Raw genomic sequence first — 27,000 nt, 5'->3', positions numbered from 1 at the left:
GGTCAGACGTGCGGGGTGCGCAGCGCGAGGATGGCCATGTCGTCGTGGCCGTCACTGGGGTGGTGATCGGCCAGTGCCTGCACGAAGTCGTCCAGGGGAAGACTGCTGTACTTCGCCGCGAGACCGGCGAGCCTGTCGAGGCTCTCGTCGATCGGCTGTGCCGGATCTTCGATGAGTCCGTCGGTGAAGAACACCACGGTGGCGTCCGGAGGCACGTAGCGGGAGTGGTCGGGGCGCGGCTGGTCGGGATCGACGCCCAGCGGCAGTCCGGGCTCGGCGAACAGGTATTCCGCGCGGTGCTGGGGGCTGATCACCAGCGGTGGCACATGGCCCGCCGTGCTCCAGTGGAGGCGCCACCCCGGCCCCTCCGGTTCGAGCCGCGCCAGAGTGATGGTGGTGACGGGATTGCTGGTGACGGCCTGCAGGGTGCGGTCGAGCTGGGAGAGGACCGCGCCGGGCGGGTTCAGCCGGTCGAACAGGAGGGCGCGCAGCATATTGCGGGTGGAGGCCATGGAGGCGGCGGCATGCAGATCGTGGCCGATCACGTCACCGATGACGATCGCCACCACGTGGTCGGGCAGCAGTACGGCGTCGTACCAGTCCCCGCCGAGCTGGCTGGGCTCCGTGGCGGGCCGGTAGATGGCGGCGGCCGAGAAGGGCCGCAGGTCGGGCAGCCTCGGCAGCAGGAGTCGCTGGAACTGCTCGGCCCCGACACGTACCCGCTCGAACAGTCGGACGTTGTCGATCGCGATGCCCGCGGCACTCGCCAGCGCGATGACGATGTTCTCGTCGTGCACGTCGAAGGGCCGGCCGTCGCTCCTCTCCGACAGGTAGAGGTCACCGTAGATCTCGCCGCGCACGCTGATGGCGACGCCGAGCAGGGTGCGCAGGCGCGGGTGGCCGGCCGGGAACCCCGAGGAGGACGGATGGGACGAGATGTCGTCGACCCGCAGCGGCTCGGGGTGGTGGATCAGATGTCCGAGGACACCCAGCCCGCGCGGCATCCCGGTTTCGGCCAGATCGGTTCGTTCCTGCTCGGACAGCCCGACCGAGATGAACTGCTCCAGGTGCTCCCCGGACTCGCCGAGGACGCCCAGCGCGCCGTAGCGGGCGCCCACCAGGTCCATGGCGGTGCTGACGATGCGGTGCAGCACCGCGGACAGTTCCACCTCCCTACTGATGGCCACCACCGCGTCCAGCAGCCCCTGCAGCCGGTCCATGGCGTCCAGCAGGGCCCGCAACTGCTCGTCGATCCGGCTCACCTCGGCGCGCAGACGCGCATTCAGGTCGGGCAGGTGCGGCTGCCTCGGGTGGCTCCCCTCGTGTCCGGCCATCACGTGCGCCTGGCGGCCTGATGTCGGGACCGGTGCGTCCTCGGGTGGCAGTGGCCTGTCTCGGTCGAGGTGGACGGAGCGCCGTCGCCCGTCGCGCCGGCTCCGTGCGGCCGAGTGGGGGCACCGGATGCGGTCGGGTCGCCGGACAGGAGGGCTGTCCCGGTGCTCGTCCGCCGGTCCGGGAGGGGCGCAGGTGGTGTGCGCGTCGACACGGCGAGGCCTGTGCGCCGGTCGCGACGGCGCCGCTCGTGCAGGCCCTCACCTGAGCGGTACACACCGGCCTCCTGATATGACCCTGATCAATCGGGACCACAGCCTGGCACGGCCGAACAGGGCAGATGGTCATTGCTCCAACAGCAGCATGCCACTTCCGTCGTTGCCTGACTTCCCGGACTGATCCCCCTCACCCCCTCACCCCGTCGCCCCGTCGCCCCGTCGCCCCGGACGTCCCTCCGCCCCGCACGTCCCTCGGCCCGTGCGACGCCGTCAGGTCCCGTATTCGTCGGGGAGGCGCATCGCGGGGCCCCCGACGTGCAGGCCGAGCGGGGTCGCGCGCCCCTTCGGCTCCTCCCACGGCTCCTGGCGGCCGAGCACGGTGAGGTCCAGATAGTTGTTGCCGTTGTGGAACTCCTCGATCCCGCGCCCGAACGCGGAGTACGTGTGGAAGACCTCGTCGCCGACACGGAGGAACGTGCTGACGCCCGGCCAGTCGCCGCGCATGTCCTCGTTCCACGGCTTGCCCGCTTCGGCGAGTTCGTCCTCGGTGCGGAAGCCGAGCAGGACCGGAGCGACCCGGTCGTCGACGGTGGCGTGGAAGTCGTAGTTGAACGCGCTGCCCTGCGAGGAGTACCACGGGAACGTCCAGCCCATACGGTCGCGGAACGCGGCGATCGTGTCGTACGGCGCCCGGGACACCGCGGCCAGGCTGGTGCTGCGCACGTGCAGCTGCCGGAGGTCGGCGGGGATCTGGTCGGCGGCGGAAGAGCAGCTGGAGCACCCGTAGTCACGGGGGTGCTCACGACCGTCGGCATCGATGTCGAACATCCACATGAAGTGGTGCACGACGAGCTGCGGCCGCCCTTCGAACAGGTCGAGCAGGCCGACCGTCCCGTCCGGGCCCTGGAAGGTGTACGGCCGGTCGACCCGGACCATCGGCAGCCGCCGCCGGTCGGCGTTGACCCGGTCGCGTGCCCGGGTGAGCTCCTTCTCCTCCCTCAGCAGCTCCCTGCGGGCGGTCAGCCACTCCTCGCGCGACACCACCGGCGGCAGGTCTCCCATGCCCATGGTCGTCATCCCGGCTCTCCCAACTGCGGACCTCACGGCTCTGCCGCTCTTCATGCTGGCCCGTCCCGCCCCTGCCCACCACCGGGTGCCCCACGGCCCGCGCCCAGGCACCGTGTGCCCTCGTCCGCCGTGCTCGTCCGCCCTCTCGCGCAGATCCGTGGGGAACTGCTCCTGCGGGGCTCGCAGTTCAGCGGCGTGTCGGCGACGGGGCGCGGCGAGGAGCGGTCCGGGGGGTGTCCGACGCCCGTGCCGTCACCGTGGTGTCATTCCGGCGAGGTGAGACGCTCGGCGTGGTCGGTCTCGTCCTGGCGGACGGGGCTGGGCCGTGTACTGCGCAGCCGCCACCGCGTGGTGACGCCGTCCGGGCCCTGGAAGGTGCTCTGCGACAGGGCGGACTCGATGCGGGCGCGGACCTCGGCCTCGTCGGCCGGAGCGGCCGCGAACAGCACGCGGAGCCGGACCTCGTCCCCGGAACGCTCCGCGGACGTGTGGTGCGGCGCCAGCGGGCACGGGGGCTCGTGCTCCCCATGCCCGCACAGCGCGACGGTGACGGCGGCGCCGGGCGCTCGCACATCGCCGTCGGCCGCCGTGACGAGGACCGCCTCTTGAGCGAAGGGTGTGCGCACGCATTCAGTATGGGCTCCGCTTCCCTTGCGAGCCGGAGCCGGAGCCGGAGCCGGAGCCGGTGTCGGTGTCGGTGCTCACGCCGCGTCGTGGAAGACGAGGCCGAGAGTGTGGCGACAGCCCGTGCGCACCGTGTTCACACCGTGTCGCATCGGTGCGTTGGACCAGCCCCGCTTGCCGGCCACCGGCCGGTCCCGGGTGGTGAACACCAGGCCGTGGCCCTGCGGCAGGGTGGCGGAGTGGCCGCGTGACTGTGCGCGGGCCCGCTGCTCGGTCATGAGGAACTCGCCGCCGGTGTAGTCGGTGCCGGGGGCGTTCAGGCCGATGACGACCTGGAGGGGGAAGAGCATGTCGCCGAAGACGTCGCGGTGCAGGGCGTTCCAGTCGCCGGGGCCGTAACGCAGCAGGATCTGCGCGGACTTGGCCTGCCCGGCCCGATGGCACAGCGTGAGCCACTCCTCCAGAGTGTCGGGCCAGGGGGCGGGCTCTCCCCGTCGGGCGGCCCAGTCCCGGGCGACGGGAAGAAGCCGGGGGTAGAACGCCTCACGCAGTTCGGCGACCAGGTGGGGCAGGTCGTGGGTGAAGTAGCGGTACTGGCCGGAGCCGAAGCGGTGGCGGGCCATGTCGACGGTCGTACGGAAACGGTGGGGCTCGTCGTACAGGGCCGCGATCTCGTGGCACTGGGCGGGGGTGAGGATCGGGCCGGTCGGTGCATGGCCGTGCGCGTCGAGTTCGTCGGCCAGCGTTGCCCAATCGGCCCGGGCGACCCGGTCGGAGGCCGGGGTGGCGGTCCGGGTGGCGGTCCGGGTGGCGGTCTGGGTGGTCGTGCTCACGGTGAGGATTCCTTGGATCGGAGGTCGTGCCCCGGACGCATGCGGTGCGTGTGCACGTCCGGCAGCGTTCTGTCCCCACCCTCGTCGCCCCCCGGGCCGCATGCCGGCGGGATCCGGACGTCATGCTGCGGGGCTGCTTCACGGGCCTGCGCGGGAACGGAACGCGGCTCGTGACCCTTCGTGCTCCCGGCCGTGTGACACGCCGTGATCGCGCTACGGCTCAGTAGGCTGGTGCGCCGAGCAAAGGAGCATTGCGCATGAGTTATCGCCTGAAGGCGATCAGCCGTGACGAGCATTTGGGTTTCGTCGCGGCCCGTTCCTCGGTGAGTCATATGCAGGTTCCCTCGTGGGGGGACGTGAAGCCGGACTGGCGGGCGGAGAGCCTGGGCTGGTTCGACGAGCACGACCGGCTCGTCGGTGCCGGACTGGTGCTGCTGCGGCCGTTGCCCAAACTGAAGCGATACCTCGCCTATCTGCCCGAGGGCCCGGTGCTCGACTGGGCGGCCCCGGACCTGGAACGCCTGCTGGAGCCGATGCTCGCGTATCTGAAGGACCAGGGCGCGTTCTCGGTGAAGATGGGCCCGCCGGTCGTCGCCAGGCGCTGGAGCGCCGAGGCGGTCAAGGACGCGATCGCCGACCCGCAGGCCCGGTGGCTGCGGGAGGTGGAGGCCACCGCGCACGAGCCGGGAGCCTCGGACATCGCGGACCGGCTGCGGCGGATGGGCTGGCAGCGGACCGAACCGGGCGGCGAGGACGGCTTCGCCGCGGGCCAGCCGCGCTACGTGTTCCAGGTGCCCTTCGCCGGACGGTCGCTCGACGAGATCCGGCAGGGTCTCAACCAGCAGTGGCGCCGCAACATCAAGAAGGCGGAGAAGGCCGGCGTCAAGGTCGTCCAGGGAGGCTACGACGACCTGCCCGCCTTCTACGACCTCTACGTCGAGACGGCCGAACGGGACCGGTTCATCCCCCGCCCCCTGCCCTACTTCCAGCGGATGTGGACGGCTCTGACGTCCGAGGACGCCGACCGCATGCGGCTCTACCTCGCCCATCACGACGGCGAGGTGCTCGCGGCAGCCACGATGCTCACCGTCGGCGATCACGTCTGGTACTCCTACGGCGCTTCGACCAGCCGCAGGCGTGAGGTCCAGCCGAACAACGCCGTCCAGTGGCGCATGATGTCCGACGCCCATGAACTCGGAGCCCGGATCTACGACTTCCGCGGCATCACCGACACCCTGGACGAGGGCAACCACCTGCTCGGCCTGCTCCGGTTCAAGGCCGGCACGGGCGGCGAGGCGGTCGAGTACCTCGGCGAGTGGGACTACCCGCTCAACAAGGTCCTCCACAAGGCCCTCAACCTCTACATGTCCAGGCGCTGAGGCGGCGCACGTGTCCCGGCGCGGGGGAGAGCGCCACATCGCCGACCCGGCGGGACGCGCTCCTGCAGTGGGTGCGGCCCGCGCGGCCAAGTGGCCGCTCCCGACTCGCTTTCGAGGGATCCCCCGGCCGGTCGGCGCGTGCCCGACGAGGGCGGGCCACAGGATCACAGGTGGCCTGGCATCATCGCAGACACCGTCGCCCGCCGGGGGGAGTTCGCCGTGCACATCCTGCTCATCGCCAGCGGCTTCAACAGCCTCACCCAACGGGTCCACGCCGAACTGCGGGACCGCGGCCACACCGTCCCCGTGGAACTCGCCCTCCCGGGCCGCTCCTTGTCGGAGGCCGTCCACCGGCACGCGCCCCGGCTCGTCATCGCCCCGATGCTCAGAACGGCCATCCCACGCGAAGTGTGGGCCTCCTACCCCTGCTTCGTCGTCCACCCGGGCCCGCTCGGCGACAGGGGGCCGTCCTCCCTCGACTGGGCCATCCAGGAGGGCGCGGAGGACTGGGGTGTGACGGTCCTTCAGGCCGTGGAGGAGATGGACGCCGGTGACGTCTGGGCGACCGCGGCCTGCACGCTGTCACCGCTGGCCAAGAGCGACCTGTACCGCAACGAGATCGCCGACGCCGCCCTCTCCGCCGTCCTGCTGGCCGTGGAACGCTTCGCTTCGGGCACCCACACCCCCCTGTCGCAGAGCACCGCCCGCACCCGCCCCTACCTCGACCAGAGCGCCCGGCGGATCGACTGGCAGGAGGACGACACGGCGACCGTCCTGCGCAAGCTGCGTGCCGCCGATTCCCAACCCGGCGTCCTGGACGCGCTGTTCGGGGAGGAGTGGTACCTGCACGGCGGCCACCCCGAGGACACCCTGCGCGGAGTCCCCGGCGAGCCGCTCGCCACCAGGACCGGAGCGCTCTGCCGGGCGACGAAGGACGGCGCGGTGTGGATCCCCGAGCTGCGGCGGCGGCGCGTGCCCGGGCAGCCGCCCACCTTCAAGCTTCCGGCCGTGTCGGCACTGGGCTCCCGGCTGCCCCCACTGCCCGAACTCGGCGCACCGCTGTTCCCGGCGGACGGGCGGCGCACCTGGTCGGACATCGAGTACCGCGAGGAGGACGGCGTCGGCCACCTGTCGTTCTCCTTCCCGGGCGGAGCGATGAGCACCTCCCAGTGCCGTCGGCTCCTGGACGCGTACGAGGAGGTCCGCGCCCGCCCCACCTCCGTGCTGGTCCTCGGCGGACGGCGGGACTTCTTCTCCAACGGCATCCATCTCAACGTCATCGAGGCCGCCGACGACCCCGCCGCGGAGTCCTGGGCCAACATCAACGCCATCGACGATCTGGTCGAGGCGGTGATGACCACCGACGACAAGCTCGTCGTCGCCGCGGTCCCGGGCAACGCGGCGGCGGGCGGCGTGATGCTCGCCCTGGCCGCCGACGAGGTGTGGTGCCGCGGCGGCGCGGTGCTGAACCCGCACTACCGTCTGATGGGCCTGTACGGCTCGGAGTACTGGACGTGCACACTGCCCCGCCGGGTGGGAGCCGCCACCGCGGCACGGCTCATGCACGAAGCCTTCCCGGTCAGTGCGACCGGCGCCTTGTGCCTCGGTCTCGTCGACCGCGTCGTGGAGTGCGGCGCGGACGGCTTCGCCGCCGAGGTCCGTCTCCTGGCGGCCCGGCTGGCCACGGCACCGGCCACGCGCGCCCGGATCGAGAGGAAGAAGGCCGAGCAGGCGAACACCGGACCACTGGAGGTCTTCCGGGAACGGGAGCTGGCCCGGATGCGCCGGACCTTCGACGACCCGGACAGCTCGTACCACGCGCTGCGGCGCGCCTTCGTCCGCAAGGAGAAGCCGTCCCGTACGCCGCTCCACCTGAGCGGCCCGGCGGCCGTCCCGGAGGCGGAAGACATCTCTTGAGGGTGCTTTGGCCGGGCCCGCGTCATGTAGGCGGGCCCGTGGTTCCAGTAGGCCCGAGTCGGCGCCCGGGGTCACGCCACTGGATCTCGTGACTTGACACGGCCGGGCCTGGACAGGGGACCGGCGCTCCGACGGGACAGGCGTAACGGAGTGCGACTGCCCTGGCCCCGGCGCGGTCCGGAGAGGACCATGGGAGGTGAGCGAGCAAGGGAGGCCACCATGAAGACCGGAGCCTCGGAGTACGACCGCTGGCTGTACTCCCACACGCCCTCCCAGGCCGAGGGCGAGCGCGACGAGCCCGCCGAGCGCGCGAGCGCGGCCATGGAGCGGCACCCGGACGTTCCCAGGACCGAGCCGTCCCAGGCGGAGGGCGAGCGGTCGGACGACCTGGGAGTCCAGTGATCGCAGGCCGGTGGGTCGCCGGGCGTGACCGGCCGGCGCTTCGACGAAGGTGATCTCGACGAACGGATGAATGACCACAACGGCGTGCGCGTGTGGACGGCCCGGGCCCGGCCCGAGCCGTCCACGTGCGCGTCCGGCCGGTCGAAGGCGCGCTGCTGATGTCCGCGATCAGCAGATTCGCGCAGGTGCGCACCGGGGCCCCGGTGCCGCCCGGATGCGACCGTGTCTCCCCGTCGGCATGATGAGGAAAGCGGTGTGCCCGCCCGCTCGCTCGTGACAAGCGATGGGAGCCGTTCCATGGGACAGGTGACGGAGACGCAGGCACCGCCGAAGAGATCCGTCAGCGCCGGAGGCGTCTTCCTCGGGTTCGCTCCCTGGATCATCTTCACGATCGTGGCCGGCCCCAGCACCTGGGAGTACGCGGCGCTGGCCGCGCTCGCCGCGTCCCTCGTGCTCTCCGGGCGGGACATCCTTCAAGGCCACCTGAACCTGCTCGACATGACCGGCATCGTGTTCTTCGCCGTGGTCTCCGTCCTCGCCCTGGCCCTGGACCACCACGAGCTGATCTGGCTGGAGACCTACGCGCAGGTGCTCGCCAACGCGGTCGTGGCCCTCGTGGCACTGGGCTCGCTGTTCTTCGATCCGTTCACCGCCCAGTACGCGCGGCGGTCGACACCGCCCAGTGTCTGGGACTCGCCGGTCTTCAAGCACATCAACATGGTCCTGACCGCAGTGTGGGGCGGTGTCTTCGTCGTCATCGCCGTGCTGGGCCTGCTCGCGATCCTGGTGCCGTCCCTGGACGACTGGTTCAACTGGGTCGTCCCGATCGTCCTGTTGGCGTGCGCGGTCAAGTTCACGGAGCGCTATCCGGAGTCGTACAAGGCGAAGGCCCTGGCTTAGGGGGCTTCAGAACGCGGACTCGTCGTCGGGGGTGAGGTACTGCTCGGCCCAGACCGTCTTTCCGGTGGGCGTGTGGCGGGTGCCCCAGCGCTGAGCGAGCTGTCCGACCAGCAGCAGGCCCCGGCCGCCCTCGTCGAAGGTACGGGCCCGACGCATGTGCGGTGCGGTGCTGCTCGAGTCGAAGACCTCGCAGATCAGGGTGCTGTTCTGGTGGATCAGGCGGAGCTGGGCGGGCGGGCGGCCGTAGCGGATGGCGTTCGTGACCAGTTCGCTGACGACGAGTTCGGTGATGAAGGCGGCGTCGTCCAGTCCCCAGGCGGCGAGCTGCTCGGTGGCGTGCTGGCGGGCCTGCGCGACGACCGCCGGATCGAAGTCGAGGTCCCAGGCGGCGACGTGGTCGGTCCGCAGGGCGCGGGTCCGGGCGATGAGCAGCGCGATGTCGTCGTCGGGGCGGTGCGAGACCATCGAGGTCAGCACCCGGTCGCAGACCGTGTCGAGGCTCTGGGCGGGGCGGGCGAGGGCGGCGAACATGGTGTCGAGGGCTTCGTCGATGTCGTGCTCGCGGGTTTCGAGGAGCCCGTCGGTGTAGAGGACGAGGAGGCTGCCCTCGGGCAGCTCGGTCTCGAAGGCCTCGAAGGGCAGCCCGCCGAGGCCGAGTGGTGGGCCGGCGGGGACGTCGAGGAAGCGGACGGCGTGGTCGGGGGTGACCACGGCCGGCGGGGGATGGCCCGCACGAGCGAGGGTGCACCGGCGGGAGATGGGGTCGTAGACCGCGTAGAGGCAGGTGGTGCCGATGCCTCCGGCGGTCTCGGGCGTCGCGTCGTCCGTGCCGGTCTCCTCGGCGGACAGATGGATGACGAGGTCGTCGAGGTGGGTCAGGAGTTCGTCGGGCGGCAGGTCGACGTCGGCGAGGGTGCGCACCGCGGTGCGTACGCGGCCCATGGTGGCCGAGGCGCGGATGCCGTGCCCGACGACGTCGCCGACGACCAGGGCCACACGGGCGCCCGACAGGGGGATGACGTCGAACCAGTCGCCGCCGACGCCGGCCTTGGCGACGGCGGGCAGGTAGCGGGTGGCGATGTCGAGGGCGTGCTGGTCGGGCAGCGTCTGCGGGAGCAGGCTCCGCTGCAGGGTCATGGTGGTGGTGTGGTCGCGCGCCGGACGGTGGGAGTGGTGGATGCTCACGGCGGCCTGGGCGGTGAGCTCCTCGGCGAGCCACAGGTCGTCCTGTTCGAAAGGGGTGGGGTGCTCGTGACGGACGAAGAGGGCGACGCCGAGGGTGGAGCCGTTCGCGCGCAGCGGCACGATCATCAGGGAGTGGATGCCGCCCTCGTGGATCCGGGCGGCCTCGGGGTCGTGCGCGACCCACTCGGCGAGCGCCGGGGACGCCGCGTCGAACAGGGCGCCGTGGCCCTGGGCCAGACATTGCGCCACCGGTGACGCCGCCAGGTGCCGGACCTTCGGACCGGAGTCACCGGGGGACGGAGGGCCGCTGTCCGGTGCCGGGCTCACGGCGGCACGGGACAGGGTGAAGTCCCTGGCCTGCGGTGCGTGGGAGGTGTCGGCGGGCTGGGGGGTCTCGAACAGGTCTACGACGGCGCGGTCGGCGAGGCGGGGGACGACGGCGTCGGCGAGTTCCTGGGCCGTGCGCCGGCTGTCGGGGGTGGTGCCGATGCGCCCGGCGGCGTCGTGCAGCAGTTGCATGCGCTGCCGGGCGGGTTCCTCGTGCGGCATGTCGTGGGCGGCCAGGCACACGGCACGCACGCGGCCCGAGGGGTCCTTGAGCGGGGTGAGCGAGGCCGGCCAGCCGTGCTCGCTGCTGACACCCGAGTGGTGCAGGAAGGCGTCCATGTGCTCCGGTTCGCCGCTGTCCAGGACCAGGCGCATCTTCGCGTCGGCCTCGTCGCTCGCGGCGTGCGGAGCGAGGTCGGACAGCCGCAGCCCGCGCATGTCGTCCTCGCTCAGGAGCAGGGCGTGCTCCATGCCCACGTTGGCCCGCACGAGCCGCAGATCCGTGTCGAAGACGGCGAGGATGCAGGGCGTCTGGCGGAAGGTCCATTCCCTCAGGACGTCGCCCTCCTGCGCGGGCTTGCCGACCGGGCGAGCCGGGGGGTGGGGGCGGTCCCGCACGGCGGAGACGACGAGCCAGCCGGCTGCCCGCTCGGTCCGGTGGTGCGCGAGCAGCCGCTGGGTGACCTGGTGCCCGTCGCGGTGCCGCAGCGGCACCGCGCCGTTCCACCGCTCCCGCCCCGACGTGTCCCGGCGGAGCGTCGCGGCGGTGTCGGCGGCGTCGACCGGGTGGCCCGTGCCGTCGACGTCGTCGGCGAGCAGACGTACGGCGGGCTGTCCGACGATCTGCGAGGCCGTGTAGCCGAGCAGGCGCTCGGCGCCTTCGCTCCATCCGGTCACGATGCCCAGGTCGCTGACGGTCGCCGTGGCGGTGGTGGTCGTGACGGCCGGGTCGGGCAGGGCATTTGCCTGCGTCTGCTCACCGGGAGGGGTGGGAAGTCGCTCCATCGCCGCTCATCTCGCCCTTCGGGAACCTGGACGGCTGGGCCTGGGGCAAGGGCCCTCCTGTCCAGCATGATCCTGGGGAGCGCGGAGCACCAACCCGGCGCTGCCCTCCTGGGCCATGCGCACGGTCGCCGCTTCGCCGCCGTCCCCTGCGCCCTCGCGGCAGGCACCCGGATGCGCCCTCCCGGCCATGTCCGGTGGGGTGCGGCAGATGGGGCATGACGGACGGCGGGTGCAGCTCGTCCGCGTGTCGCCGTGGTGGGTGCCAGTGGTCGTACGGGTCGGGGATGTGGCCTGTGACACGCCCGTGACAGTCGGCGGACGTGGTGATGACGTCGCCGAGTCAGTCTTTTTGAACCAGGGCAAAACGCCTCAATCGGGCATTTGCCTACTGCTTCCGAGGGTGTGGGCAGTGACGACCCGGCCGACCCGTCGACAGAGAAGGACATCCCCATGAACCCCGCCCTCACCGCCCCGATCTCCACCCCCACCGCCCCGACCACCCCGTCCGTCCCGTCCGCCGAGACTTCGGCCCCCGGCGCCCAGGCCTCGGCCACGACCTCCGAGACCGACACCCCCGCACTGGCCCCGCGCGAACGCGAGACCCTGCGACATATCGCCGCCGGCTGCACCTACCTGCAGGCGGCACGCCAGATGGGACTGTCCAAGCACACGGTCGACGCCTACCTGCGCCGGATCCGCGCCAAACTCAACATCACCACCACCGCCGAGATGACCCGACTGGCCATCTCCCTCGGCCTGTGACGCACCGCGACTCGGGTGCCGGTCCGGCTGGCGGGACGAATCCAGCGCTGTCGTCCGGCGCGTGCGGGAACCGGCCAGGTGACCCGCCACGGTGGGCCAACTGCCGTGCAGGCGGCGGACTTTGAGTCGGCCGAGGCTTCCTATACTGGCCGGATGATCACCGTACCGCTCAGTGCACTTGAAGTGGCCATGGTCCAGACAGGTGCCCGAGCCGCAGACACGTTGAAGGACACCACCGAGTTCGCCAGGCGCCTCGACGACCTCGGATATCTGCGGCTCTGGTACGCCGAGCATCATCACTCCCCGGCCATCGGAGCCTTTCCGCCCGTCGTCCTGGCCGCCCACGCGGCCGCGCTGACCTCGTCCATCCGTCTCGGCTCCGGCGGTGTGCTCGCCCCGAACCACGCCCCGCTCATGCTGGCCGAGCAGTTCGGCACACTGGCCGCACTGCACGACGGGCGGATCGACGTGGGCATCGGCCGCGGCCCGGGCACCTTCGACGAGCCGACGGCGCGGGCGCTGCGGCGCGGGGCCGGGCCCGCGACGGACGACGAGTACCGGAACGACGTGTCGGAGAGTCTGCGCCATCTGGTCGACGAGGTCGCCCTCGGCCCGCTCCCGGAGCCGTGGCTGCTGTCGTCCAGCACGGCTGGTGCCGCGCTGGCTGCCGAGCTCGGACTTCCGATCGCCTTCGCCCACCACATACGACCCGACAACACCCTCGCCGCGCTCCGCCACTACCGCGAGCACTTCGCGCCCTCCCGCTGGTGCGAGCGTCCCCGCGTGCTGGTCTGCGTGGAAACGGTCTGCGCCGGGACGGCCGAGGAGGCGGCCCGGCTCGCGGGCCCGATGGACGTCGTCAAGGCCGGCCTCCTCAAGGGACGCAGCGACTTTCCCTTCCCCACGCCCGACGGGGCGGCGGCCCACTCGTTCGCCGCGGACGAGCTGCCGGCGCTGGAGGGCTTCCGCGCCCAGCAGGCGCACGGCACGCCCGAGACCGTCGCCAAGCACCTGGCGAACCTCGTGGACACGACCGGCGCGGACGAACTCATGCTGGTCACACCCGTCTACGCGCTGGCCGACCGCCTGAGGTCCTTCGAACTCGTCAGGGCTCTGAGCACCGCGTGACGCGTGACGTGCCGGTGGCGGTCTGCCGCGCCGGTCAGTGGTCCGTGTTCTTGGAGCGGTGATGCGCGACCTGTTCCCGTGCCGAGTGCCAACGCGACCGAGCCTGATCGACCACGCTGTCCCACTGCTGCCGGACCTCGTGGTCGGACGGGCGGTGGCCCTCACGGATGCGGACGAGCTCGTCCCGCACCTCTCGTCCCAGCGCGGACGAGGCGACGACGACGAGCATCACCGAGAAGAGGGACGAGATCATCGCGAAGACGGCGCCGACGACGCCGTAGCGCGTGGCGTACGAGTTGAACAGGTGCGGCAGATAGACGGCCGCGGCCACGGAGTAGGCCGCGGTCAGAATGGCCGCGGTGACGCCGAACGGGATCAGGTCGCGCCAGGCGATCCGCTTCGCCGACAGACTCCAGCCGCTCCAGACGAGGAAGACGGCGGTCAGCGGCGCATGGCACGCGGCGGTCACCAGTCCCAGTCCGCCTTCGTAGAGCTCGGCGGTGAGCCATCCGGTGAGAATCGCGTAGACGCCGAGGGTGAGGATCCACCACAGGCCGTTGCGCGTGTTGCGCACGCTGAGGGGTTTCAGCTCCCAGGTCTGCTCGAAGAGCCGCTGCGCCGCCCGCGCGAAGCTGAGCACCGACACGGTCAGGAAGAGCACTCCGAAGATGCCCACGCTCGCGTCCGTGTTCTCGGCGGGGGAGAAGAGGGAGTCGACCGCGTCGGCACCGGCGCCGGTGAGGCCGTACCGCTTGATGATCCGCTGTGCGGAGTCCTCCTTGACGACGTTGCCCAGGACGGCGCTGCTGAGGATCGCGAGCGGAATCAGTGTGGTCAGAGCGCTGGAGGCCAGGGCCATCGAGCGGTCGAAGCCGACGATCTTCTGGAACCGGCCGACGACGCGCAACGCGAAGGCGGGGCGCAGCCAGAACGTCAGTGTTCTGACGAGACGCTCGCGATTGATCTTCGCCGTCCTGCCCTCCGTGAAGATCGAGACCTGTGTGGCGGCGCGAGCCTAGCGAACATTTCCGGCGATTTCGGATGGTGACACGCCAGGCCACAGGCTCCGCACGGCCCAGGCTCCGACGGGCCACACGGTCGGACGACCGCGCGGGCCGTGCGGGCACCTCGGTGTGGTCCACTGGCCTGCGGCAATGGATCAAGGCGAGTGGAAGAGAGCGTCGATGACGACGACAGCGCAGGCGAGCGTGCAGTACGAGGACGACCAGGTCCGGGTCACCCGCTGGGACTTCCAGCCCGGAGAGCGCACAGGTCGGCACGTGCACGCCCACGACTACGTGGTCGTCCCGGTGACCGACGGGCGCACCGGCGCGGTCGCCCCCGACGGGTCGATGACCGAGTCCGACCTGCGGACGGGACAGTCGTACGCCCGCCCGGCCGGCGGCGAGCACGACGTCGTGAACGTCGGCGAGGCGCACCTGGCCTTCGTCGAGATCGAGCTCAAGCACACGGCCCCGGCCGCCTGACGGTCTGCTGCGCGGGGCGGTCGCGACGCTCGCAGGCAGGCCCGGGTGGTCTCGACCAGGGCCGTCGGCTGCCCTGCGGACCCTGCTCAGGCGGCGGCGGTGCCCGTGGCGTCGGCCTCGCGCAGCACGGCGACGAGCGTGCTCACCGCGTGGTAGATCTGCTCGGGGGTGTGGTCGCACGTGACGAAGAAGCGCAGCCGGGACTCCTGCTCGGGCACCGCCGGGTGGAGGATCGGATTGACACTGATCCCTCGCCGGAAGAGCAGATCGGCGACGCGCAGCGTCCTCATCGAGTCCCCGACGATGCACGGGACGACCGGCGTGCCGCGGCTGTCACCGGTGTCGACGCCCCCTTGGCGGGCGAGACGGAGGAAGAGCCGCGCGTTGGACGCCAGGCGGGCGACGCGCTCGGGCTCGGCGCGCAGGACGCGCAGAGCGGCGAGGGCCGCGGCGGTGTTGGCGGGTGTCATCCCCGCGCTGAAGACGAATCCGGGAACGGTGTAGCGCAGGTACTCCACGACCGTACGACTCGCGGCGACGTATCCGCCGCAGCTCGCAAGTGCCTTGGACAGGGTGCCCGACCACAGGTCGACGGCGTCCGCGGCGGCACCGTAGTGCTCCCCTATGCCGCGGCCGTGCTCGCCGAGCACTCCGATGCTGTGCGCCTCGTCGATCATCAGCAGCGCGCCGTGGCGGCGCTTGACCTCGATCAGCGCGGGCAGGTCGGCGATGTCGCCGTCCATGCTGTACACGCCCTCGACGACGACGAGGACCCGGCGGTGGTGAGGGCGCACCTCGGCGAGCAGAGCGTCGAGCGCGGCCGCGTCGTTGTGCGGGAAGGGCCGCCGCGTGGCGCCGGAGAGCCGGCATCCCTGGAGGATGCTGTCGTGCGCGAGGGCGTCGTGGACGACGAGGTCTCCTTCGCCGACGAGGTGCCCGATCAGGGTGACGTTCGCGGCGTGTCCGCTGACCAGCGTGAGCGCTGCCTCGCACCCGAGGGCGGAGGCCAGTTCCGTCTCCAGGTCGAGGTGGAGGCGGCGGTTGCCGGACAGCAGCCGGCTGGCGGACACCGAGGTGCCGTGACGTTCGATGGCCTGTGCCGCCGCCTCGCGGACGTGCGGGTGGGTGGCCAGGCCCAGGTAGTTGTAACTGGAGAACGACAGCAGTTCGCGGCCCTCGACGACGGTCGTGTCCGTCATGCCGCCCTCGTGGACGAGGAAGTACGGATTGGGCAGGCCGACTCGAGTGAAGGCGGCCACGCGCGCGCTGTGCGCGGCGACCTCCGGGAAGCGGTCGATCCTGCTCTGGCGCCCGCCCCGTCCGTCGGCGGCGGGTTCCGTCGCGTCGGCGCGGGCGGGCGGCCGCTCCGGACCGGTGCCGTCGTGACCGCCGTCCGTCCTCGGTTCGGTACCCGTGCCGTGGCGGCTGATGTGCGCCCTCGGTTCGGTGTCCGTACCGCCGTGGCTGTCGTCGACGGGCGGTCGGGCATCCGTGCCGTCATGGCTGTCGTCGACCGGCGGTCGGGCATCCGTGCCGTCATGGCTGTCGTCGACCGCCGGTCGGGCATCCGTCTCCTCGTGGCTGTCGTCGACGCTTCCGTCTACTTCCGGTTCGGTCTTCGCGGCGGGCAGGGCCTTGAGCACACCCGGTGTCTCCTGGCCCGGGCGCGGTCGTGCGGGCCGGGCGGAGTCCGGTGCGTCGACCGCAGGGATTCCGCCGGGCCCGGCCGCGGGCGGTGTCGCGGCCGGTGTGCGCACGTCCGTGCCGCCCGCACTCGCCGAGATCATGGAGATGAGGGCCGCCACGGTCGGCAGGTCGTGGCGCTGCCCGTCGGCCGACAACCGCGGCCACTGCCGCGCGAGGGCCGTGAACAGGTCGGTCAGCATGAGCGAGTCGAACCCGAGATCCTCGACCAGCCGTTGATCCGCGCGCAGATGGCCGACCGGGAACGCGCTGACCCGGGCCACGTGCGCGAACACGGTCTCGGCGATCTCCGCGGCTCCGGCGCCCTCTACGATCTCCGCGGCTGCCGTGTCCTCGACGGCGCCCGCGGCTCCATCGGCTTCGACGGTCCCCGCGACCGTCGGGGCTTCGACCGTCTCCGCGGGTGCCGTGGCTTCGACGATCCCCGCGGGTGCCGTGGCTTCGACGGCCTCCGTCGCTCCCGCGTCCTGACCGGCCTCCGTGTCTCCCACGTCCTCCATGGCTTCCGTGATGTCCGGAGTCGGCGAGCGCCCTTCGTCCGTCGCGGCCGCGTCGGGCAGTTCGCACCGCGCCGCCGGGAGCGTCACAACCTCCGTCACGGCAGGGCCCGTTGAACCGTCCGCAGCGTCCCTCGGCTCGGTGGCCCGGGGCACGGTCGGCCCTGCGACCGGGGCGGGACGGGTGGCGGTGTGGGCATCCAGCGCCGTCTCGAGGCGGGTCAGCGTGACGGCCTGCTCCCGCAGCAGGGCCAGCGCCTCGGTCAGCAAGTTCCGTACGTCGGTTTCCTGTTGCTCCTCGTCCGGCCTTGTCGCGTCGTCCACCACACCGGCGTCGCCCGCGGTGCTCACCGGGACGGCGGAGTCCTCGGGTGCGGCGTCGCTCACGGGGGCGGTGGAGCCCTCGGGGATCGCGGAGTACTCGGGGAAACCCGTCTCCGCGTGCGCCGACGGCCGCCGCGCCGCCCGTATCCAGTAGGACCGGGTGTCGAGCCGGGCCACCGGCAGGTCCAGGAGCCGGCGTTCGTCCCGGGGGACGAGGGGACGGGGGTCGGTTCCGGCACCCAGCACCGCGAGGCGGGCGAGCGCGTCGAGGAAGGTGTGGCCGTTGTCCGGTGCCGGCCCGTCGGCGGACACGAGGTGGACGTCGTCGTGGCCGGTGAGCGTGCGGCGGACGCACGAGAGCAGGGAACGGTGTCCGGTCACCTGGACGAAGACGCGGGCACCGAGGGCGTGGGCGCTGCGTACGGCGTCCTCGAACCGGACCGGCGCGGAGGCGTGCCGGGCCCACAGCTCACGCAGCTCGGTGGGCTCGGTGCACAGGGCGCCGTTCACGCAGGAGACGAACGCCACGGCGGGGCGGGCGAGGTCGCGACGGGCGAGGTCGCTGCGGATGCCCTTCTCGGCGCCGGCCACGCGCGGCGAGTGGAAGGCGCCGGACACCTCCAGCCGCCGGGTGGCGACCTTCGCGGCCGCGCAGGCACGTTCCAGAGTGGCGAGACCCTCCAGGGTTCCGCTCACCACGACGTGCCGGGGGTGGTTGAAGCAGGCGAGCCACACGTCGTCGACACCGTCGGCCAGCCGCCGGAAGGTCGCCTTGTCGGCGTGCAGGGCCAGCATCCCGCCCGCGGATCCGGCCTGCCCCCGCCGCCCGGACTCGGTCCGGGCGAGGACGGCGCCGCGGTTCGCGAGCAGCCGGACGGTGTCCTCACCGGTGAGCACGTCCGCCGCCGCGGCGGCGGCGAACTCCCCGGCGCTGTGCCCCAGTACGACGTCGGGCCGGATGCCGCAGGCGGCCAGCAGACGGGTCGCGGCGATCTGGACGGTGCCGAGCAGCGGCTGGCACACCTCGGTGGCGGCCAGCTGCCGGCGCAGCTCCGCGTCGTCCGGCCGTGCCGTCGCCCGGGACCCGTACAGCACCTCGGCCGGGTCGAGGTGGGTGTGCTCGCGCGCGACGCGGCCGAGCTCGTCGAATGCCGACCGGAACGGGGCGAATCGCTGGTAGAGGTCGTGCATCAGGGCCGGCCGCTGGCTGCCCTGCCCGGGGAAGACGAACGCGACACGGCGTCCGTCGGGCGGCAGGGGGGCGTCCGCGGCGAACGCGCCGTCGCCCAGATCACCCCGCGCACCCTCGGCGAGCCGCCGACGGGCCAGCCGCAGCCGCCTGACGTACTCGGCGAGGCTGGTGGCCGTGACGGCGAGGCGGGAGGTCAGGGGCTCGCGGCAGCCCAGGGTGTGGGCCAGGGCCGCGAGCGGTGTCTCGGGCGCCCGGTCCAGGACGTCGAGCAGCTCGCCGATGTGGGCGTCCAGTAGACGGGGACTGCCGGCCGAGACGAGGACGAGGTGCGGAGCGAGCTCCGGCCGCGGCAGGCGGCGCGGCACGTCGGACCCTGCCGAAACTCCCTGGCGTGCACGGGCCCGTCCGACCGGAGGGGGCGACGGGGCGGGTGCCGGCGCTTCTTCGAGGATCGCGTGCACATTGGTGCCGCCGAAGCCGAACGAGCTGACGGCGGCCCGCACCGGCCCTGTTCCCTGCGGCCAGGGCCGCACGGTGTCGGCGAACCGCAGACCGGCGGCGCCGACGGCGAGATCCGGGTGCGGGGTGACGTCCGGCTGCGGCAGGATCGTCCGTCGGTGGACGGCCAGAGCCGCTTTCACCAGTCCCGCGAGCCCCGAGGCGGCCAGGGCGTGCCCGATGAGGGCCTTCGCCGAGCCGAGGTAGCACAGGCCGGGATCGTCGTCGGGAAACTCCGTACGCAGTCGGCGCAGCGCTTCCACCTCGGCGCGGTCGCCGGCACGGGTGGCGGTGCCGTGCGCCTCGATGTAGCCCACCGACGACGGGGCCACGCCGGCGTCGTGGTAGGCACGGCGCATGGCACGCAGCTGGCCTTCGGACGTGGGAGCCAGCGGTCCTGGGCAGGCACCGTCGTTGGCGGAGCCGATGCCCTTGATCACGGCGTAGATCCGGTCGCCAGCGGCGAGCGCGTCCGCGAGCGGCCGCAGGACGGCGCTCGCCGCGCCCTCACCGAGGACGAAACCGTCGGCGCGCCGGTCGAACGGGCGGCACACTCCGGTGGCGGACAGCGCGCCGAGCTGGGAGAAGCCGATCAGGCCGTCGGGGGTGAGGCTGATGTAGACACCGCCGACGACCGCGATGCGGCAGGTGTTCCGGCGCAGATGGGAGACGGCCGTCTCCAGCGCGATCAGGGAGCCGGAGCAGGCGGCGTCCACGGCGAAGCTGGGACCGCCGAGGCCGAACTGCCGGCTGATGGTGGCGGGCGCCATGTTGAGCAGACTGCCGGGCAGGGTGAAGGCGCGGACGTCGCACAGTTGCCGGGCCCACCGTCGTACGGCGTCGGCCGTACGGGCATTGGATGCACGTGCGCGGGCCATTTGGGCCTCCGCGGGGCACGCATCACCGGCGGATGCGCCGTCACTTGGGAGAGCCGCGCCGGCACGGGCGCCGTGACCGGGGCAGTCGGGAGGCAGGCCGGGTGGTCCCTCGGCCAGGGTGAGGGCCCTGATCCGGGCCGACAGGATGTCCTTGTAGTCCGACACCGACATCCCGACGAAGACCCCGGTGTTGTCCTGGTCGAACCCGCCGCGGCCCCAGCCCGCGTCGTCGAGGGCTTCGCGGGTCACGTCGAGCATGAGCCGGTGCTGCGGGTCCATGGCCTCGACGCGAGCGGGCGGCAGACCGTAGTGCAGGGCGGCGAAGCGGTCGACATCGTCGAGGAAGGCGACCTGGTCGGTGTAGGCGGCGGACGCGGCGCGCCGGCCCGGTGTGTGAAAGGGCGCGTGGTTCCAGCGCTCCGTGGGCACGGCGGCGAACTGCCGCTCGGCGGCGAGCAGGAGCTTCCAGTACTCCCGCAGGTCACGGGCGCCGGGGAAACGGCAGCCGAGGCCGATGACGGCGATGTCGGCGGGGGAGGCGATGGCGGTCATGACAGGTCTTCCTTCGTGTGGGAGGGCGGGGTCGTCGATGGACCCGGGAGCGGGCCACGGGGTGGGGAGGTCGGGGGGAGCGCGGCGGGCGGCGCGGACCCGGACGCCGGCGGCGACCGATGCTCCGGCACCGGTGGTGGCGGAGGCGGTGGTGGCCGATGCCCCGGCGCCGGGAGCGGTGGCGGGGAAGGCGGCCACCGGCGTACCGACATCGGCGGCGGAGGCGGAGTCGATCCGCGTCCCGATCCCGGAGGCGGTGGGCACGCCGGGTCCGGCGGCGGTGTGCACGTCCGCTCCGGCGGATGCTCCGGGCCGGGCGCCGCGGTCCGTGCGGCAGGCGGTTCGCCCCGCAGGGGACGCGGCGCCCACCAGTTCCATCGGCCCGCCAGCCGCATGAGCGCGGGCACGAGGACACCGCGTACGAGGGTGGCGTCGAGGAGGACGCCGAGGCCGGCGCCGATTCCGAAGAACTGGAGCAGCCCGACCCGGGAGGTGCCGAAGCCGAGCAGGGTGAACGCGAGCAGAGCGCCCGCGGTGGTGACGATGGGGCCGGTGCGGGCGATGCCCGTGACGATCGCGTCGGCGGTGCCCTGCCCCGCGTCGTGGGCCTCCTTGATGCGGGCGAGGACGAAGACCTCGTAGTCGACCGACAGCCCGAAGACGATGCACAGCAGCAGGACCGGCATGGTGGTCGTGAGCGGGCCGGGGGTGAAGCCGAGCAGGTTCTGCAGGTGGCCGTTCTGGAAGACCCACACCATCGCGCCGAGGACGGCCGCGAGGCCCAGCGCGTTGAGCACGATGGCCTTGAACGGCAGGAGCACGCTGCGGGTGAAGCCCAGCAGGAGCACGAACGTGGTGGCGGTGATGATCGCCAGCGCGGCCGGGAGCCGGTGCGCGACGGTGTCCTTGGCGTCCACGAGGACCGCGCTCGGCCCACCGACGTGTACCTCGGTGCCCGCGGGTACGGGCATGGCGCGAATGGCACGCACCAGATGCTGAGAAGCGCCCGACCGGGGGTCGACCGAGGGCACGACGACCAGGAACGCGGGCCCATCGGCCTCGGTCCCGGTGCCGGCCGCCCGCGGGTCGGTCCCGCCGACCTGCCGGCCGTCGCGGTAGACGCCCGAAGGCCCGACGACCTCGGCCACGTCGGGCAGCGAGGACAGTCGGGGGCCGTAGTCCCGGGCGACCTGTGGTGTCGTACTCGTGGTGAACACCGTCAGAGGCGTGGCGCCCTCCCCGCCGAAGTCGTCGCGCAGCGCGTCCCCGGCCTGGCGGCTGGCCGCGCTCACCGGCAGCGTCCGGTCGTCGGGGGTGGCGAACGAAGCGTGTGCGAACGGCCAGGCGAGGACCGCCAGCAGGCCGATCACCGGCAGTGCGGCGAGTACCGGGCGGCGTACGACACGCCGTGCCAGCGACTCCCAGCCGCGCGACGCGCCGCCCGCCCGCGCCCGTCGGCGCCACGGCACGGGCCACGCGTTCACCCGCCGGCCCAGCAGTGCCAGCAGAGCCGGCATGACGGTCAGCGCGCCCAGGGCCGCGATCGCCACCACGGCGATGCCCGCGTAGGCGAAGGACCGCAGGAAGTACGGCGGGAACACCAGCAGCGTCGCCAGGGCGGCGCAGACGGTCGCGGCGCTGAAGACGATCGTGTGGCCCGCGGTGCGCACGGTGGCCACGGCGGCTTCGCGCGGTGCAAGTCCGGCGGCGATCTCCTCACGGAAGCGGGAGACGACCAGCAGGCCGTAGTCGATGCCCAGGCCCAGCCCGAGCGCCGTCGTCAGGTTCAGCGCGAACACCGAGACGTCCGTGACGGCGCCCAGGACGTTCAGCACCAGGAGCGTTCCGGCGACGGCCAGTCCGCCGATCAGCAGGGGGAGCAGCGCGGCCATCACGCTGCCGAACACCAGGACCAGCAGGATCAGCGTGCCGGGTACGACGACGGCCTCCGCCCGTTTCAGGTCGGAGTCGGAAAGGTCCTGGATCTCGGCCTCGACGAGCGCCGGTCCGCCCACGCGTACGTGCAGGGCGGCCGTCCCGCCCGGCGCCGACGGGCCGGGGGCCTCGCCGAAGGAAGCCGTGCGGGCGGACGCCCCGCGAGCGGAGGACTCGCCCGGGGACGTCCGGGCGCCGGATGATCCGTCGGCGGACGCACCCGTGGCCACGGACGTACCCGTGGCCACGGACGTACCGGGACCGGAACCACCGGCACGGGCCGTGGCCGCACCGGTCCCGGACCCGGCCAGCACACGGGCCGTGGCGGCACCGGAAGCGGACCCGGTTGGGGCCGCACCGGACCCGGCCCCGGCACCGGACCCGGTCGCCGCGGCACCGGAATCCGGCCCGGACCCGGCCAGCACGGCGCGCAGCCCCCGTACCCGCTCCCCGAGCTGTTCGCCGTCCCCGTCCACGTGCGCGAGCACCAGGCCGGCCCGGCCGTCCTGGCCGCGCAGCCGGTCCTCATGAGTCGTCCAGTACGAGACGACGCCGCTCACATGCGGCTGCGCCGCCAGACGCCGGGTCAGCTCCTCACCGGCCCGACGGGCGGCGGGGTCGTCCACGGACCCCCGCGGTACCTGCGCGACGACGACCACGTTCGGAGATCCGCCGAAGCGTTCGGCCGTCACCCGGGCCGCGAAACTGGAGTCCGAACGGGGATCGTCGTATCCCTGGGTCTTCAGACGGCCGCCGGCTCCGGCACCGAACACCACGCACAGCACGAGGAAGACGAGCCCGGCGAACAGCACCAGCCGAGGACGACGGGTCGCCGCCTCGCCGATCCAGCACAGCATCCGAGCCTCCAGGTGCGTTCCGCGCCCGCTCCGGGGTTGCGGCAGGCGCGTCCTGCCACCGTGCCCGGCCGGGTGCGGCACGCCGTAGTCCCGGCTGTTCGTCACTTGACGCGACTCGGCGGAGGAGGTAATCGCCCCCCGAACCGGGTGGATGTCAGAGGTATCCGGCGACCGGCGTGCTGCCGCGCCGCGACGGCCTCGCGGCTGCCCGGCGGTTCGAGGAGCGCCCCCGCTCGACACGTGCGGACGGCGGCGACTCGCTAGCCTGTATGTGCGGGGGAGCGGCTCGGGCAACGCCCAGGGAGGCCGACGTGGCAGACACGGCTGACACGGCTGACGCAACGACCAGCGCCGGGACACGGGGACGGCCCCACGGGATGCCCGGCCCGTCCGCCGGCACCGATTCCCCCCGCTACCTGCCGATCGCCGATCACGGTCTGATCGGCGATCTGCGCAGTGCCGCCCTCGTCGGCACCAACGGCACGATCGACTGGTACTGCTGTCCACGCTTCGACGCGCCCAGCGTCTTCGCCTCGATCCTCGACGCCGACCGGGGCGGCTGCTTCGAACTCGCCGCCGATGTGCCCGCCCGAACGAAGCAGTTCTACTTCCCCGACACCAACGTGCTGATCACGCGGTTCTTCGCGGAGGACGGAGTCGGTGAGATCCAGGACTTCATGCCCGTCGTCGACGACTCGCGCGAGGCCGATCGGCACCGTCTCATCCGCCGCGTGATCTGCGTGCGCGGCACCCTTCCCTTCCGTGCCCGCATCGCCCCTCGCTTCGCCTACGGCACGCTGCCGCACACCGTGCGCAAGCAGCCGGGCCAGGCCCTCTTCGAGTGCTCCACGCTCAAGCTCGCCCTGACCTCCACGGTCCCCACCGAGATCGACGGCCAGGACGTGTGGTCGCTGTTCAAACTGCACGAGGGCGAGGCCGCCGTCTTCACCCTCGACCGGGTCGGCGGCGACGTCGCCCCGCGCTTCTGCGCCGTGGCCGAGGCGGAGAGGTCGTTCGACGCGACCGTGCGCTACTGGCGGCAATGGCTGTCCCGTTCCCGGTACCGCGGCCGCTGGCGGGAGATGGTCCACCGCTCCGCCCTCACGCTGAAGCTGCTGACCTACGCACCCACCGGCGCGATCATCGCCGCCCCCACCACCAGCCTGCCCGAACAGATCGGCGGGGAGCGCAACTGGGACTACCGGTACGTCTGGATCCGCGACGCCGCGTTCTGCGTGTACGCGTTGCTCCGCCTCGGATTCACCGACGAGGCCGAGGCCTTCATGAGCTTCCTGACGGACCACGCGGGTCTCACCACGGCGCAGGAGCCCGGCCCCACCGGCCCGCTGCAGATCATGTACGGCATCGACGGCCGCCGTGAACTGCCCGAAGAGGAGCTGACCCACCTGGAGGGCTACCGGAACTCTGCACCCGTACGCATCGGCAACGAAGCCGTCGGACAGCTCCAACTCGACATCTACGGCGCGCTGATCGACTCCCTCTACCTCTACGACAAGTGGGGCAAGCCGATCTCCAGCGCACACTGGGACAGCATCGGCGAACTGGTGGACTGGGTCTGCGAGAACTGGGACCAGCCCGACGAAGGCGTGTGGGAGACCCGCGGCGGGCGGAAGCCGTTCCTGTACTCACGGCTCATGTGCTGGGTGGCGATCGAACGCGCCATACGCCTCGCCCGGCACCGCGGCCTGCCCGCCGACATCGTCCGCTGGGCGAAGGCGCGCGACGACATCTACCGCCGCATCATGCGCAGCGGCTGGTCCGAGGAACGGCGCGCCTTCACCCAGTACGAGGACAGCAACATCCTCGACGCGTCCCTCCTGATGATGCCTCTGGCGAAGTTCATCGCCCCGACCGACCCGAAGTGGCTGACGACGCTCGACGCCCTGGGCGAGGACCTCGTCTCGGACTCCCTCGTGTACCGCTACGACCCGCAGGCGAGCCCCGACGGTCTCCAGGGCGAGGAAGGGACCTTCTCCATCTGCTCGTTCTGGTACGTCGAGGCGCTCACCCGCGCGGGCCGGCTCGACGAGGCCCGTCTCGCCTTCGAGAAGATGCTCACCTACGCCAATCACCTCGGCCTCTACGCCGAGGAGATCGGCCACACCGGCGAACAGCACGGGAACTTCCCCCAGGCCTTCACCCATCTCGCCCTCATCAGCGCCGCGTTCAACCTCGACCGCAGACTCGGCTGACCCCCTGTGCTCCGCACACACCCCGCGCGCGGCCGGAACACGGCACGGTCCCGCGGGGATCGGCCCACGTGTGTCATCCCCGGCCTTCGTCGGCGGCCGGCAGGGGGCCGATCACCGGGTTGGTGAGGTGCTGGAAGATGATCGACGTCCGGAAGCCGACGATCTCGCGCCGGTCGGTGAACTGGTCCAGCAGGAAGGCGTGCAGGTGGTCGATGTCCTGCGCCGTGACATGGACGAGGAAGTCGTCGCTGCCGGCCATCGTGTAGACCGAGAGCACCTCAGGCAATTGGGTCACCGAGCGCTCGAAAGCGGCGACCACGTCCCGGCGCAGCGGCCGGACCTGTGTGAACACCATGGCCTGTACGGCGCGGTTGAGCGCCGGCAGGGACACCTGGGCGCGGTAGCCCTGGATGATGCCGCGCTGCCGCAGGAGCCGGGTGCGTTCGAGGCACGTCGAGGGGGCGATGCCGAGTTTCTCGGCGAGCGCCCGGTTGGACTGGCGTGCGTCCGACTGCAGATGCCGCAGGATCTCTGTATCAAGTTCGTCCACGATCGCCCCCAGGCCTCGCGTGCCGAATTTCGTTCGGCAGAACGGTTTCGGTCCTGCATATCACCCTAGCTTCGAAGCCATGAGCGAATCATTTGCGCATGAGGAGATCGTGGTCCGACAGGGCCGTCGTTCCCGTCTGCCACTGATCGTGGCCGTGCACTCCCGGGCGCTGGGCCCGGCCGTCGGCGGCTGCCGGCTGCGCCGCTACGACGGCTGGCGCGACGGACTGACCGACGCGCTGCGCCTGTCCGAGGCCATGACCTACAAGGCGGCCGTGGCCGGCCTCGACTTCGGCGGCGGCAAGAGCGTCATCGCACTCGACCGGCACACCGAACTGACGCCGGATCTGCGCGAGGCCGCGCTGTCGGACCTGGGCGAACTGGTCGCGTCCTTCGAGGGCTCCTACCGGACGGGTCCCGACATCGGCACCGGCCCCGACGACATGGTGGTCCTGCGCCGCTTCTCGCCGTACGCCTACTGCGCGCCCGAGGAGCAGGGAGGCACCGGCGACTCCAGTGGCCCCACCGCGGCGGGCGTCCTGGCCGCCCTGCACGCCGGTGCGCGGCACGTCTTCGGCGACGCGTCCTGCGCGGGCCGGACGGTCGTCGTCAGCGGCTTCGGGGCGGTCGGCAGTGCCGTCGCTGCGGGTCTGGCGGCCGAGGGGGCGCACGTCGTCGCGTCGGACGTGGAGCGGTCCCGGAAGGACGCGGCGCTGGCGGCCGGCTTCGGATGGGTCGAGCCCGAACAGGCGCTCCGCGCACCGGCCGACATCCTGGTGCCCGCAGCGACGGGCGGGGTGCTGAGCGAGGAGACCGTCCCGGGGCTCGGCGCCCGGCTGGTCGTCGGTCCTGCGAACAACCAGCTCACCGAGGCATCCGTCGCGGACGTCCTCGCCTCCCGGGGGATCGTCTGGATTCCCGACTACGTCGCCGGCGCGGGCGGCATCGTCTACACGCTCAGCCGGGAGTCGGACCACCACAGCCACGATGCGGCGATGAAGCGGGTGGACGCCATCGGGGACACCGTGAGCCGCGTCCTCGACCTTGCTCACGAAAGGGGCTGCACTCCGCTGCGGGCGGCGGGGGAGTTCGCGGGGCGCCGACTCGCTTCCGCGGTGTCGGGAGCACCGGCCGGTTGACGCTGGTGCGCACCGGTCCCGCCTCCCTGCGAGGCTCCCCGGTGCCCGACGGCGGCGGAACGCGGTGCGCCTGGTCCACATGTTCGACAGGAGGC

General features: G+C 72.2%; 18 protein-coding genes. 9 read left to right on the top strand and 9 right to left on the bottom strand.

Annotated features, from left to right (window positions below; all coding sequences use genetic code 11):
- Nucleotides 1–2: 2 nt before the first annotated feature.
- The 4 genes from ABEB03_RS11135 to ABEB03_RS11120 form a co-directional block, all read right to left on the bottom strand.
- Entirely contained in the window at nt 3–1,334 is a 1,332-nt protein-coding gene (locus ABEB03_RS11135; RefSeq protein WP_345645531.1) for a PP2C family protein-serine/threonine phosphatase, read from the bottom strand.
- A 486-nt stretch (nt 1,335–1,820) separates the two neighbouring features.
- Nucleotides 1,821–2,627, bottom strand: a complete 807-nt coding sequence (locus ABEB03_RS11130) for a DUF899 domain-containing protein (RefSeq protein WP_345645528.1) — start codon at nt 2,625–2,627, stop codon at nt 1,821–1,823.
- 254 nt (nt 2,628–2,881) lie between these two features.
- Nucleotides 2,882–3,244 (bottom strand): hypothetical protein, encoded by a 363-nt coding sequence (locus ABEB03_RS11125; RefSeq protein WP_345645525.1) that lies wholly within the window; start codon nt 3,242–3,244, stop codon nt 2,882–2,884.
- 75 nt (nt 3,245–3,319) lie between these two features.
- On the bottom strand, nt 3,320–4,075 hold the full coding sequence (locus ABEB03_RS11120) for a 2OG-Fe(II) oxygenase (RefSeq protein WP_345645522.1): 756 nt from the start codon (nt 4,073–4,075) through the stop codon (nt 3,320–3,322).
- Between the two features lie 257 nt (nt 4,076–4,332).
- On the opposite strand from ABEB03_RS11120, the gene ABEB03_RS11115 reads away from it, so the two are divergent.
- The 4 genes from ABEB03_RS11115 (at nt 4,333) to ABEB03_RS11100 (ending at nt 8,673) form a co-directional block, all read left to right on the top strand.
- Nucleotides 4,333–5,454 (top strand): lipid II:glycine glycyltransferase FemX, encoded by a 1,122-nt coding sequence (locus ABEB03_RS11115; RefSeq protein WP_345645519.1) that lies wholly within the window; start codon nt 4,333–4,335, stop codon nt 5,452–5,454.
- Between the two features lie 219 nt (nt 5,455–5,673).
- A complete protein-coding gene (locus ABEB03_RS11110) occupies nt 5,674–7,371 on the top strand; it encodes a hydrogenase maturation protein (protein WP_345645516.1) in 1,698 nt (565 codons plus the stop codon).
- Between the two features lie 219 nt (nt 7,372–7,590).
- Nucleotides 7,591–7,773 (top strand): hypothetical protein, encoded by a 183-nt coding sequence (locus ABEB03_RS11105; RefSeq protein WP_345645513.1) that lies wholly within the window; start codon nt 7,591–7,593, stop codon nt 7,771–7,773.
- A gap of 297 nt (nt 7,774–8,070) precedes the next feature.
- A complete protein-coding gene (locus tag ABEB03_RS11100; protein WP_345645510.1) occupies nt 8,071–8,673 on the top strand; it encodes a hypothetical protein in 603 nt (200 codons plus the stop codon).
- 6 nt (nt 8,674–8,679) lie between these two features.
- On the opposite strand, the gene ABEB03_RS11095 is transcribed toward ABEB03_RS11100, so the two are convergent.
- A complete protein-coding gene (locus tag ABEB03_RS11095) occupies nt 8,680–11,190 on the bottom strand; it encodes a SpoIIE family protein phosphatase (RefSeq protein ID WP_345645505.1) in 2,511 nt (836 codons plus the stop codon).
- A gap of 450 nt (nt 11,191–11,640) precedes the next feature.
- On the opposite strand from ABEB03_RS11095, the gene ABEB03_RS11090 reads away from it, so the two are divergent.
- Entirely contained in the window at nt 11,641–11,952 is a 312-nt protein-coding gene (locus ABEB03_RS11090; RefSeq protein ID WP_345645500.1) for a response regulator transcription factor, read from the top strand.
- A gap of 153 nt (nt 11,953–12,105) precedes the next feature.
- Entirely contained in the window at nt 12,106–13,080 is a 975-nt protein-coding gene (locus ABEB03_RS11085) for an MsnO8 family LLM class oxidoreductase (protein ID WP_345645497.1), read from the top strand.
- Between the two features lie 34 nt (nt 13,081–13,114).
- On the opposite strand, the gene ABEB03_RS11080 is transcribed toward ABEB03_RS11085, so the two are convergent.
- Nucleotides 13,115–13,987 (bottom strand): YhjD/YihY/BrkB family envelope integrity protein, encoded by an 873-nt coding sequence (locus ABEB03_RS11080; RefSeq protein ID WP_345645494.1) that lies wholly within the window; start codon nt 13,985–13,987, stop codon nt 13,115–13,117.
- A 277-nt stretch (nt 13,988–14,264) separates the two neighbouring features.
- Between ABEB03_RS11080 and ABEB03_RS11075 the strand changes: the two genes are divergently transcribed.
- A complete protein-coding gene (locus tag ABEB03_RS11075) occupies nt 14,265–14,567 on the top strand; it encodes a cupin domain-containing protein (RefSeq protein ID WP_345645491.1) in 303 nt (100 codons plus the stop codon).
- 86 nt (nt 14,568–14,653) lie between these two features.
- On the opposite strand, the gene ABEB03_RS11070 is transcribed toward ABEB03_RS11075, so the two are convergent.
- Together ABEB03_RS11070 and ABEB03_RS11065 are read right to left on the bottom strand one after the other, a co-directional pair.
- Entirely contained in the window at nt 14,654–20,212 is a 5,559-nt protein-coding gene (locus ABEB03_RS11070) for an aminotransferase class I/II-fold pyridoxal phosphate-dependent enzyme (RefSeq protein ID WP_345645488.1), read from the bottom strand.
- Entirely contained in the window at nt 20,209–23,004 is a 2,796-nt protein-coding gene (locus tag ABEB03_RS11065; RefSeq protein WP_345645485.1) for an MMPL family transporter, read from the bottom strand. Before ABEB03_RS11065 ends, ABEB03_RS11070 begins: the two co-directional genes overlap by 4 nt.
- A gap of 377 nt (nt 23,005–23,381) precedes the next feature.
- On the opposite strand from ABEB03_RS11065, the gene ABEB03_RS11060 reads away from it, so the two are divergent.
- Nucleotides 23,382–25,217 (top strand): glycoside hydrolase family 15 protein, encoded by a 1,836-nt coding sequence (locus ABEB03_RS11060; RefSeq protein ID WP_345645482.1) that lies wholly within the window; start codon nt 23,382–23,384, stop codon nt 25,215–25,217.
- A gap of 73 nt (nt 25,218–25,290) precedes the next feature.
- Here ABEB03_RS11060 and ABEB03_RS11055 read toward each other — a convergent pair whose 3' ends face one another.
- Entirely contained in the window at nt 25,291–25,767 is a 477-nt protein-coding gene (locus ABEB03_RS11055) for an Lrp/AsnC family transcriptional regulator (RefSeq protein ID WP_345645479.1), read from the bottom strand.
- A 79-nt stretch (nt 25,768–25,846) separates the two neighbouring features.
- Here ABEB03_RS11055 and ABEB03_RS11050 point away from each other — a divergent pair, with 79 nt between their 5' ends.
- Nucleotides 25,847–26,905: a Glu/Leu/Phe/Val dehydrogenase dimerization domain-containing protein gene (locus ABEB03_RS11050; protein ID WP_345645476.1), complete on the top strand. Its 1,059-nt coding sequence runs from the start codon at nt 25,847–25,849 to the stop codon at nt 26,903–26,905.
- Nucleotides 26,906–27,000 lie beyond the last annotated feature (95 nt).

The sequence above is a fragment of the Streptomyces siamensis genome (assembly GCF_039543605.1).
In the GTDB taxonomy this organism is placed as follows: Bacteria; Actinomycetota; Actinomycetes; order Streptomycetales; family Streptomycetaceae; genus Streptomyces; species Streptomyces siamensis.
This window is presented reverse-complemented; position numbering and strand designations above follow the sequence as displayed.

Excerpts from the sequence above, each read along its gene's own strand:
- ABEB03_RS11135 (WP_345645531.1), bottom strand. The coding sequence starts at position 1,334 with ATGGCCGGACACGAGGGGAGCCACCCGAGGCAGCCGCACCTGCCCGAC.
- ABEB03_RS11105 (WP_345645513.1), top strand. The coding sequence starts at position 7,591 with ATGAAGACCGGAGCCTCGGAGTACGACCGCTGGCTGTACTCCCACACG.
- ABEB03_RS11075 (WP_345645491.1), top strand. The coding sequence starts at position 14,265 with ATGACGACGACAGCGCAGGCGAGCGTGCAGTACGAGGACGACCAGGTC.
- ABEB03_RS11130 (WP_345645528.1), bottom strand. The coding sequence starts at position 2,627 with ATGACGACCATGGGCATGGGAGACCTGCCGCCGGTGGTGTCGCGCGAG.
- ABEB03_RS11090 (WP_345645500.1), top strand. The coding sequence starts at position 11,641 with ATGAACCCCGCCCTCACCGCCCCGATCTCCACCCCCACCGCCCCGACC.
- ABEB03_RS11065 (WP_345645485.1), bottom strand. The coding sequence starts at position 23,004 with ATGCTGTGCTGGATCGGCGAGGCGGCGACCCGTCGTCCTCGGCTGGTG.
- ABEB03_RS11050 (WP_345645476.1), top strand. The coding sequence starts at position 25,847 with ATGAGCGAATCATTTGCGCATGAGGAGATCGTGGTCCGACAGGGCCGT.
- ABEB03_RS11100 (WP_345645510.1), top strand. The coding sequence starts at position 8,071 with ATGGGACAGGTGACGGAGACGCAGGCACCGCCGAAGAGATCCGTCAGC.
- ABEB03_RS11085 (WP_345645497.1), top strand. The coding sequence starts at position 12,106 with ATGATCACCGTACCGCTCAGTGCACTTGAAGTGGCCATGGTCCAGACA.
- ABEB03_RS11060 (WP_345645482.1), top strand. The coding sequence starts at position 23,382 with ATGCCCGGCCCGTCCGCCGGCACCGATTCCCCCCGCTACCTGCCGATC.
- ABEB03_RS11070 (WP_345645488.1), bottom strand. The coding sequence starts at position 20,212 with ATGACCGCCATCGCCTCCCCCGCCGACATCGCCGTCATCGGCCTCGGC.
- ABEB03_RS11095 (WP_345645505.1), bottom strand. The coding sequence starts at position 11,190 with ATGGAGCGACTTCCCACCCCTCCCGGTGAGCAGACGCAGGCAAATGCC.
- ABEB03_RS11115 (WP_345645519.1), top strand. The coding sequence starts at position 4,333 with ATGAGTTATCGCCTGAAGGCGATCAGCCGTGACGAGCATTTGGGTTTC.